At 66.2% G+C, this 9,779-nt stretch carries 11 protein-coding genes; 5 read left to right on the forward strand and 6 right to left on the reverse strand.

The window, feature by feature from the left end:
* From glnA to VFY73_RS25985, 5 genes are all read left to right on the forward strand, one after another.
* On the forward strand, nucleotides 1-1,358 hold a 1,358-nt coding region (gene glnA / locus VFY73_RS25965), incomplete at its 5' end, for a type I glutamate--ammonia ligase (RefSeq protein ID WP_329724344.1).
* Between the two features lie 115 nt (nucleotides 1,359-1,473).
* The gene (locus VFY73_RS25970) at nucleotides 1,474-1,974 is read left to right on the forward strand and encodes a hypothetical protein (RefSeq protein ID WP_329724346.1); all 501 of its coding nucleotides are present in this window, start codon (nucleotides 1,474-1,476) and stop codon (nucleotides 1,972-1,974) included.
* Entirely contained in the window at nucleotides 1,971-3,074 is a 1,104-nt protein-coding gene (gene glnL / locus VFY73_RS25975; RefSeq protein WP_329724348.1) for a nitrogen regulation protein NR(II), read from the forward strand. Before VFY73_RS25970 ends, glnL begins: the two co-directional genes overlap by 4 nt.
* 93 nt (nucleotides 3,075-3,167) lie before the next feature.
* On the forward strand, nucleotides 3,168-4,685 hold the full coding sequence (gene ntrC / locus VFY73_RS25980; RefSeq protein WP_329724350.1) for a nitrogen regulation protein NR(I): 1,518 nt from the start codon (nucleotides 3,168-3,170) through the stop codon (nucleotides 4,683-4,685).
* A gap of 83 nt (nucleotides 4,686-4,768) precedes the next feature.
* Nucleotides 4,769-5,698: a DMT family transporter gene (locus VFY73_RS25985; protein ID WP_329724352.1), complete on the forward strand. Its 930-nt coding sequence runs from the start codon at nucleotides 4,769-4,771 to the stop codon at nucleotides 5,696-5,698.
* On the opposite strand, the gene xth is transcribed toward VFY73_RS25985, so the two are convergent.
* From xth to VFY73_RS26015, 6 genes are all read right to left on the reverse strand, one after another.
* Nucleotides 5,662-6,435 (reverse strand): exodeoxyribonuclease III, encoded by a 774-nt coding sequence (xth, locus tag VFY73_RS25990; protein ID WP_329724354.1) that lies wholly within the window; start codon nucleotides 6,433-6,435, stop codon nucleotides 5,662-5,664. The genes VFY73_RS25985 and xth overlap by 37 nt on opposite strands.
* A gap of 59 nt (nucleotides 6,436-6,494) precedes the next feature.
* Nucleotides 6,495-7,016 carry a TlpA disulfide reductase family protein gene (locus tag VFY73_RS25995; protein WP_329724356.1) on the reverse strand — a complete coding sequence of 174 codons (522 nt, stop codon included), beginning with the start codon at nucleotides 7,014-7,016 and terminating at the stop codon, nucleotides 6,495-6,497.
* 133 nt (nucleotides 7,017-7,149) lie between these two features.
* Nucleotides 7,150-7,725 carry a DUF4337 domain-containing protein gene (locus VFY73_RS26000; RefSeq protein ID WP_329724357.1) on the reverse strand — a complete coding sequence of 192 codons (576 nt, stop codon included), beginning with the start codon at nucleotides 7,723-7,725 and terminating at the stop codon, nucleotides 7,150-7,152.
* 6 nt (nucleotides 7,726-7,731) lie between these two features.
* Complete coding sequence (locus VFY73_RS26005; protein ID WP_329724359.1) at nucleotides 7,732-8,241, reverse strand: dihydrofolate reductase; 510 nt, start codon at nucleotides 8,239-8,241, stop codon at nucleotides 7,732-7,734.
* 5 nt (nucleotides 8,242-8,246) lie between these two features.
* On the reverse strand, nucleotides 8,247-9,056 hold the full coding sequence (locus VFY73_RS26010; protein ID WP_329724361.1) for a thymidylate synthase: 810 nt from the start codon (nucleotides 9,054-9,056) through the stop codon (nucleotides 8,247-8,249).
* Nucleotides 9,053-9,779: FAD-binding oxidoreductase (locus tag VFY73_RS26015; RefSeq protein ID WP_329724363.1), on the reverse strand; the 727-nt coding region annotated here is incomplete at its 5' end. The genes VFY73_RS26015 and VFY73_RS26010, both read right to left, overlap by 4 nt.

Here is a 9,779-nt window from a genome sequence, read left to right on the forward strand (position 1 = left end):
TCGACTTTCGATTCACCGACACCCGCGGCAAAGAGCAGCACGTGACCGTGCCGGTCTCGCACTTCGACGAGGGCAAGTTCAACGACGGTCACGCCTTCGACGGCTCGTCGATCGCCGGTTGGAAGGGCATCGAGGCTTCGGACCTGCTGCTGATGCCCGACCCGAACACGGCCAACATCGATCCCTTCTTCGAAGAAACGACGCTGCTCTTGACCTGCGACGTGGTCGACCCGACCGACGGCAAGCCCTACGAGCGCGATCCGCGTTCGCTCGCCAAGCGCGCCGAGGCTTACATGAAGGCCTCGGGCCTGGGCGACACCGCCTACTTCGGACCGGAGCCGGAATTCTTCGTGTTCGACGGCGTGCGCTGGCAGAACGACATGTCGGGCTGCTTCGTCAAGATCGAGTCCGAAGAAGCCTCCTGGAACAGCGCCAAGGAATTCGAGCACGGCAACACTGGTCACCGTCCCGCCGTCAAGGGCGGCTACTTCCCGGTTCCCCCGGTCGACAGCTTCCAGGACATGCGCTCCGAGATGTGCCTGGTGCTCGAGTCGCTGGGCATCCCGGTCGAAGTGCATCACCATGAAGTGGCGAATGCCGGCCAGATGGAACTCGGCACCAAGTTCAGCACGCTGATCCAGCGCGCCGACTGGGTCCAGTTGCAGAAGTACGTGATCCACAACGTGGCCCACGCCTACGGCAAGACCGCGACCTTCATGCCCAAGCCGATCGTCGGCGACAACGGCTCCGGCATGCACGTCCACCAGTCGGTCTGGAAGGACGGCAAGAACCTGTTCGCCGGCGACGGCTATGCCGGTCTCAGCGACTTCGCGCTGCACTACATCGGCGGCATCATCAAGCACGCCCGTGCGCTCAACGCCATCACCAACCCCGGCACCAACAGCTACAAGCGCCTGGTTCCCGGCTTCGAAGCCCCGGTGAAGCTGGCCTACTCGGCCAAGAACCGCTCGGCCTCGATCCGCATCCCGTACGTCGCCAACCCTAAGGGCCGCCGCATCGAGGCGCGCTTCCCGGATCCTTCAGCCAACCCGTACCTGGCCTTCTCGGCACTGCTGATGGCCGGTCTGGACGGCGTGGAAAACAAGATCCACCCGGGCGAAGCCGCCACCAAGGACTTGTACCACCTGCCGCCGGAAGAAGACGCGAAGATCCCGACCGTCTGCCACAGCCTGGACCAGGCGCTGGAATACCTGGACAAGGACCGCGCATTCCTGACCAAGGGTGGTGTCTTCACCGACGCCTACCTGGACGCCTATATCGACCTGAAGATGCAGGAAGTCCAGCGTTTCCGCATGACGACCCACCCGGTCGAGTTCGATATGTACTACGCGCTGTGATCGGCCTGGCGCCGGTTTCAGCAAAGGGCGGCTTCGGCCGCCCTTTTTTATTCCTGCAACGGTCGGCGGCGCGGGGGCCTGGGGCGTTTGAAGGGTTTAGCGTCACAATCGCTCGATGATGACCCTGGCCATTTCCCGCCATCTGTTCGTGCTGCCCGCGCTTGCGCTGGCTGCCGCTGGCGTCTTGGCGCAATCGCCGTCCGTTTATTACATCTGTCCCGGCAATGTGTTCACCAACACCTTGAGCGCGAAGGAGGCCGAGGCCAAGGGCTGCAAGGCGCGTGAAGCGCAACAGCCAACGACGATCGCCGGCCCGAAGCCGCGCCCGGTGGCCGGCAACGCATCGGGCCCGAAAACGGACCGCGTCGAATCAGCCGAACAACGGGCCCGTGACAGCGACGCCCGTCGCATCCTCGAGGCCGAGCTGCGGCGCGCCGAGGAGCAGCTGGAAGCCCTGAAGCGCGACTTCAACAACGGCGAGCCCGAGCGCCGCGGCGACGAGGCGCGCAATGCCCAGCGCTACCTCGACCGCGTGGCCGAGATGAAGGCCGCCATCCTGCGCCAGGAGGCGGACATCGCCGCCATCAAACGCGAACTGGCCAAGTTGCCGACGTGAAACTCCTCGGTGCAGCCGCGGCCGCGCGGCGGGCCGACAGCAAGGGTTTGGAGGCGCTGGACCTGCTGGCCACGATGGTGGCGGTGGTCGAGCCCCAGGGCGACTGCCTGTTCGCCAACGCACAGCTGGAGTCGGTGATCGGCGTGTCGCGCCGCACCCTGACCAAACGCCCGCTGCACGAGTGGCTGCGCGAGCCTGCTGCGTTGCTGGAGGCGGTGGACGCCGTGGCCCGCAACGAGTTCAGCACCCGGCGCTTCGAGGGCGCGCTGCGCCGTGCCGGTGTCGGCCATGCCGAGCCGCTGCCGGTCCACATCATCGTCAGCCAGACCGAGCGCATCGGCGGCCGCATCCTGGTCGAGATGATCGAGATCGAGCAGCAGACGCGGCAGGACCGTGAAGAACGCGTGATGGGCCAGGCCGAGGTCACCAAAGAGCTGGTTCGCAATCTCGCGCACGAGATCAAGAACCCGCTCGGTGGCATCCGGGGCGCGGCGCAGCTGCTGGCGCTGGACCTGCCGACGCCCGAGCTGATCGAATACACCCAGGTCATCATCCACGAGGCCGACCGGCTGCAGACGCTGGTCGACCGGCTGCTCGCGCCGCACCGCAAGCCGCACGTCGTGGGTGACGTCAACATCCACGAGGTCTGCGAACGGGTGCGTTCGCTCGCGCTGGTCGAGCATTCGCGCGGCCTGCGGGTGCAGCGCGACTACGACGCGTCGATCCCCGAGTTCCGCGGCGACCGTGAGCAGCTGATCCAGGCGGTGCTGAACGTCGTGCAGAACGCTGCTCAGGCACTGGCCGAGCGGATCGAGCAAGGCGATGCCACTATCACCCTGCGCACGCGGATCGCCCGACAGGTGACGATCGGCAAGCAGCGCTATCGACTGGCATTGGAATTGCATATCCAGGACAACGGGCCGGGCGTCCCCGAGCACCTGAGAGATCGCATCTTCTATCCGCTGGTGTCGGGGCGGGACGGCGGCTCAGGCCTTGGGCTCACGCTGGCGCAGACGTTCGTGCAGCAACACCAGGGCACGATCGAATGCGACAGCGAGCCGGGCCGCACGGTTTTCAAGATCGTGATTCCGTTGCCTTGATATCGACCCCCAGGTCGCCGTGAGCGGCGCCCGCCCCCTGTAGGGGACGAGTCAGCTTGGGGAGGCCCTTTGCTGACCACTGCCAAAAACTTGATGAAACCCATCTGGATTGTTGACGACGACCAATCCATCCGCTTCGTGCTGGAAAAGGCCTTGGCCCGCGAGCAGTTGCCGGTCCGCAGCTTTGCCAACCCGCGCGATGTGTTGACGGCTTTGGCGGACGACGAACCGCAGGTGCTTGTCAGCGACATCCGCATGCCTGGCGGCTCGGGGCTGGAGCTGCTGGCCAAGGTCAAGGAGCGCTTGCCGGGGCTGCCGGTGATCATCATGACCGCCTACTCCGACCTGGACAGTGCCGTCTCGGCCTTCCAGGGTGGGGCCTTCGAATACCTGCCCAAGCCGTTCGACCTGACCAAGGCGGTCGAGCTGATCCGCCGCGCGGTCGACGAGAGCCTGCGCGAAGAGATCAACGACGAGCGCCACCAGCCGGTGCCCGAGATCCTCGGCCAGGCGCCGGCGATGCAGGACGTGTTCCGCGCCATCGGCCGCCTGTCGCAAAGCAACGTGACCGTGCTGATCACCGGCGAGTCCGGCACGGGCAAGGAGCTGGTCGCGCACGCGTTGCACCGCCACAGCCCGCGCGGCGACGCCGGTACCAAGGGCCCGTTCATCGCGATCAACACCGCGGCGATCCCGAAGGACTTGCTCGAGAGCGAACTCTTCGGTCATGAGCGCGGGGCCTTCACCGGCGCGCAGACGATGCGCCGCGGCCGCTTCGAGCAGGCCGACGGTGGCACGCTGTTCCTCGATGAAATCGGCGACATGCCGTTCGATTTGCAGACGCGACTGTTGCGTGTCTTGAGCGACGGCCAGTTTTACCGCGTGGGCGGCCATCAGCCCCTGAAGGCCAATGTGCGCGTGATCGCGGCGACCCACCAGAACCTCGAAGAGCGGGTGCGTCAGGGCGTGTTCCGCGAAGACCTGTTCCACCGCTTGAACGTGATCCGGCTGCGCCTGCCGCCGCTGCGCGAGCGCTCGGATGACGTGCCCGCGCTGGCTCGCTTTTTCCTGCAGAAGAGCGCCAAGGAATTGGGCGTCGAGCCCAAGCGCATCAGTGACGACGCACTGACGATGCTGAAGAGCTTTGAGTTTCCCGGCAACGTGCGCCAGCTGGAGAACGTCTGCCACTGGCTGACGGTGATGGCACCGGCGCAGCTGATCGAGGCCAAGGACCTGCCGGCCGAGTTGAGCCTGCGTGCATCAGGCACCGACAACCCCACCGAGCGCGCCACCGCGACGACCGCTGCCATGCCGACCCTGCCAGCCTCCGAGGCGGCGCGCGCCGCCGATCCGGTCGACACGGCCGGTTTGGCGACAGTGACCGGGCCCGCCGAGTCACGGTGGCTCAGCGACCTCGAAGTCGAGGCCCGCCGTCGGCTCGAAGCGGGACAACACGATGTGTGGGACAGCCTGACGCGTGAGTTCGAGGCCCGCATGATCCGCACCGCGCTGGGCATCACCCGCGGCCGCCGGATCGAGGCGGCGCAGAAGCTGGGCATCGGCCGCAACACCATCACCCGCAAGATCCAGGAACTCGGCCTGGACGATTGACGGGCGTCGCGATGCCCGTCGCTCGAACGGGTTGATCGTGAGTCGGCTGATGCGCATCGGCCGGCCATGACACACTGCGAACGATGTCGACGACATCGCTCTATGCCATTTGCGTGCTGATCTGGGGCACGACCTGGTTCGCCATCACCGCCCAAATCGACGCCGTGGCCCCGGAGGTCGGCGTCGCATTGCGCTTCGGCATGGCCGGGGCCCTGCTGCTGGGCTACAGCCGCTGGCGGCAGCTCGAACTGCGTTTCACGCCACGCCTGCACATGATGTTCGCGCTGCAGGGGCTGACGGGGCTGTGCGCCAGCTACATCTTCATCTACCACGCCGAACGCTTCGTCGTCAGCGGTGTGGTGGCGGTGGGTTATGCCGCGTCGCCGCTGGTCGGGATGTTGGCTGCGCGGGCGTTCCTCGGCACACCGATGTCACGCCGCGTGGCCGCCGGCGGCTCGCTTGGCCTGGCCGGCGTGGCGCTGATTTTCGGCCATGAGTTCGGCCGCCTGGGCGCTTCACCCGAAGTGGTGCTGGGGGCGGCGCTGACCGCGGCCGCGGTGTTGCTCTCGGCGGTGTCGACGATCGCGTCGGCGCGTTACCAGCGCGAGGGCATCAGCGGGTGGTCGCCCCTGGGCTGGGCGATGGCCTATGGCGCGGCGGGGTCGGTGCTCGCCGCATTGGTCGCCGGCCGCTCGTGGCAGATCGCCTGGAGCTGGCCGTTCGTCGCCTCGCTGGCCTACCTGACGCTGGCCGGCTCGGTGGTCACGTTCGGCGCGTTCTACACACTGGTGCACCGCATCGGCCCGGCACGCGCTGGCTACATCGGCGTGCTGACGCCGCTGGTCGCGCTGGTGGTCTCGTCCTGGCTCGAAGGCTTCGCCTGGACCGGCGAGACGATGGCCGGCGTGGTGCTGGCGATCGCCGGCAACGTGTTGGCGATGTGGACGCCGCGGCCCGCGGCATCGGTGGCGATCGTTCAAACCAGCGAGAGCTCGACCACCACCGGGGCGTGATCGCTGGGGCGTTCGTTCTTGCGCGGCAGCTTGTCGATCGTGCAGGCGGCCACGCGAGGCCGCAGCGCCTCACTGACCAGGATGTGGTCGATGCGCAGGCCCTGGTTCTTGCGGAACGCGAGGTTGCGGTAGTCCCACCAACTCCAGCACTTGGGCGGTTGGTCGAACAGTCGGAACGCGTCGTGCAGCCCGAGGCCGAGCAGGCCCTTGAAGTGCGCGCGCTCTTCGTCGGTGCAGTGGATCTGGCCGGCCCACAAGACCGGGTCGTGCACATCGCGGTCTTCGGGCGCGATGTTGAAGTCGCCCATCAGCACCAGCTGCGGATGTTCGGCGAGCTCGGCGCGCAGCCAGTCGCGCAGCGCGTCCAGCCACTTCATCTTGTAGGCGAACTTGTCGCTGCCGGGCGCCTGGCCGTTCGGAAAGTAGCCACCGATCAGGCGGATGCCGGCCAGCGTGCCGGCGATCAGGCGGGCCTGGTCGTCGCCGTGGTTCGGGATGTTCTTGATCACCTTGTCGGCGAGGTTGCCGCGTGTCAGCAGCGCCACGCCGTTGTAGGTCTTCTGGCCGTGAAAGACCACGTGGTAGCCGGCGGCCTCGATCTCGGCCTTCGGAAACTTGTCGTCGGTGAGCTTGGTTTCCTGCAGCACCAGCGCATCGACCGGATTGGCCGCCAACCATTCCAGCAGTTGGGGCAGGCGCACGGCCAGCGAATTCACATTCCAGGTGGCGAATTTCAAGGCGACCTCTCGGGGGCTAGGTCGCCGATGCTACAAGACCTGCTTGTCGATGCGGCGGCTCAGTTCAGCACCAGCTCCGCGATCTCGTCCCAGGTACCGGCCGGCCAGCCGCCGCGCACTTCCTTGACCAGCACACCATCGCGGTTCAACAGCAGCGTGGTGGGCTGGCGGACCGGTTGGTCACCCAGGTTGTCGCGGTGGGCCGGGTCGCGCCGCCAGACCAGCTTCATCTGCGGCGCTGGGGGTGACACCGCATCGAGCGCTTGCTCGTACGCCTTGAAGTCGGCCATCCGCGTGTCCTGGTTGACGGCGACGATCACGAACGGCCGGCCGCGCCAGCCCGCGAGGTTGCGGCGCAGCTCGGGCAGCCGGTCCAGGCAAACCGGGCAGTCGGTGGACCACAGGTAGACCAACACCACCTGGCCTCTCCATTGAGCTAGGTCCAGCTCTTCACCCCGTGACGTGTGGCCGCTGAGCGTGGGCCGTGTCGAGGGTGAATCGGACTGCGCTTGGGTAGCGCCGGCCGTCGTGGCCAGCAGTAGAGGGAGCAGCAGAGAAAGCGTGAGCGTCTTGAGGGTCATGAGCGATTCCAGGAGTCGGCTGTGCTGCCGTCTGAATTCGTCGCCCGCCCTCATGGACCCTTACAACCCCGGGCCCACTGTGCAGCCGATTCAACCCTCGATGAAGGTCGATCGGCTGCAGAATTTCACGTCTTCAGATGTGGAACCAGGCGGCCACACCGATCGCAACGCCCAGCCCGCCCAGACCCAACGTGGCCCATTCGAGCCAGCGGCGCTTGGTCAGCAGCGCGATCGCGGCCATGGCGATCGAGATCTGCAGCGCGGTGGTGGCCTGCGCCCAGCGATGGTGCTGGTGCATCTGGGCTTCGCTGGCCGCGTCGCTCTCGTGCGACTCGGCGTCGAGTCTCTCGGCCTGCTTCCTGATGTCGTTCTTCTCGGTCTCGTAGCGGTCGATCCTGGCCTGGTAGGCCGCCCGCCTGTCCTCGGGTGCCAGGTCGCGCGCAAACTCGGCCAGCGACTGCTTGGTGCTCTTCGACTGGAAGTAGCTCCACTGGTTGGCAGCCTCGGTCTTCTTGATCGCCGCTTCGTTCTTCAACAAACCGGCATTGGCTTGCGTCGCGCCACCCTGATACGAGAACAGCGCGCCGATGGTCGCCAGGATCGCGGTGATCACCGCCAGCTGGCCGGCCATGCCCTCGGGGTTGTGTTGGGCGGCATGCTCCAGTTCATGGTCGTGCGGGCCGTGGACGTGAAAGCCGTGTCCGGACATGTAGCTTCAGCTCCTGGGCGCCAGGCGCCGGTAGGTGACGAACGAAAAATGGAAGTCGTTGGGCGGCGCGGCGACGTGGCGTTCACGCTCGACCTCGCCGAAGGCATCGCGGCCGAAATCGGGGAAATACGCGTCGCCCTCGTAGTCGCGCTCGATCTCGGTCAACATCAACTCGTCGGCCAGGGGCAGGGCCTCGCGGTAGATCTGCTCGCCGCCCATCACGAACACGCGGGCCGGCTTGTCGAGCCGCGCCGCAGCCAGCGCGGCATCGAGGTTGGCGACCACGGTCGCGCCTGGTGCCACGAAGCCGGGCTGCCGCGTCATGACGATGTTATGGCGGCCGGGCAGCGGGCGAAAGCGTTCGGGCAGCGAGTCCCAGGTCTTGCGGCCCATGATCATCGGCGCGCCCATCGTCGCGGCGCGAAAGTGCTTCATGTCTTCCGGCAGGTGCCACAGCAGCGTGTTGTCGCGCCCGATCACGCCGTTGCGGGCCACGCCCGCGATGAGCGTCAGCATGGTAGTCAAACCGCAACGGGCGCCTTGATCGGCGCGTGGTGCTGATAGTCCAGCACCTCGAAGTCGTCGTATTCGTAATCGAAGATCGAGGCCGGTTTGCGGCGGATGTTCAGCATCGGGTAGGCGAAGGGCGCGCGCGAGAGTTGCGTCTGCACCTGCTCGGTGTGGTTGTCGTAGATGTGGCAGTCGCCGCCGGTCCAGATGAAATCACCCACGTCGAGGTCACACTGCTGCGCCAGCATGTGGGTCAGCAGTGCGTAGCTGGCGATGTTGAACGGCACGCCGAGAAAGATGTCGGCGCTGCGCTGATAGAGCTGGCAACTCAACTTGCCATCTGCCACGTAGAACTGGAAGAACGCGTGGCATGGCATCAACGCCATCTTCGGCAGATCGGCCACGTTCCATGCGCTGACGATGATGCGGCGCGAATCGGGGTTGGTCTTCAAGGTCTTCACGACCTCGGCGATCTGGTCGATGTGGCCGCCGTCCGGCGTCGGCCAGCTGCGCCATTGCACGCCGTAGACCGGGCCCAGGTCGCCGTCCTCGCGCGCCCATTCGTCCCAGATGGTGACGCCGCGCTCCTTCAGCCAGTTGTTGTTGCTGGAGCCGGTCAGGAACCACAGCAGTTCTTGAATGATTGACTTGAGGTGCACCTTCTTCGTGGTGACCAGCGGAAAGCCTTCGTTCAGGTCGAAGCGCATCTGGTGGCCGAACACGCTCTTGGTGCCGGTGCCCGTGCGGTCGCTCTTGTGCACGCCGTGGGTATCGACGTGACGCATGAAGTCTTCGTATTGGGAGCGGATGGGGCGGTTCATGCGTCGATTTTCTCCATCCGGATCACCCGGCCCGGATTCAGGATGTTCTGCGGGTCCAGCCCGCGCTTGATGGCGCGCATCATGTCGAGCGCCACGGGCGACTTGTGCTTCTCGAGCTTGTCGATCTTGAGCGAGCCGACGCCGTGCTCGGCCGAGAAGGAGCCGTCGAACTTCTCGACCGCGTCGTAGACCAGCATGTTGATGCGCGCTTCGTGCTCGCGCAGGAAGTCCCCGTTGTGCGAACCGGCCGGCGCCTGCACGTTGTAGTGCAGGTTGCCGTCGCCGAGGTGGCCGAAGTTCACCAGCCGCACGCCCGGCACCTCGCGCTCGAGCAGCGCGTCGGTCTCGGCCACGAAGGCGGGGATGCGCGACACCGGAATCGAGATGTCGTGCTTGATGTTGAGCCCTTCCTCGGCCTGCGCCAGCGGAATGCTTTCGCGGATGTGCCAGAGCTGGTGCGCCTGCGTGAGGTTCTCGGCCACCACCGCGTCGCCGACGCAGCCGGCCTCGAAGGCGGTTTCGAGCAGCGCCTCGAAGCGGCCGCGGGCATGCTCTTCGGATTCGTTGTCGGAGTTCTCCAGCAGCACGCAGTAAGGCACTGCCGCATCGTCGACGAAGGGCACGCGCAGCTGCGGCATGTGCTTGCCGACCAGGCTGAGCGCAAACTTGCCCATCACCTCGAAGCCCGTGAGCTCGGAGCCCAGGTGCTTGTGCGCCAGGCCG

This window comes from Ideonella sp. (genome assembly GCF_036277275.1).
GTDB lineage: Bacteria > Pseudomonadota > Gammaproteobacteria > Burkholderiales > Burkholderiaceae_C > Ideonella.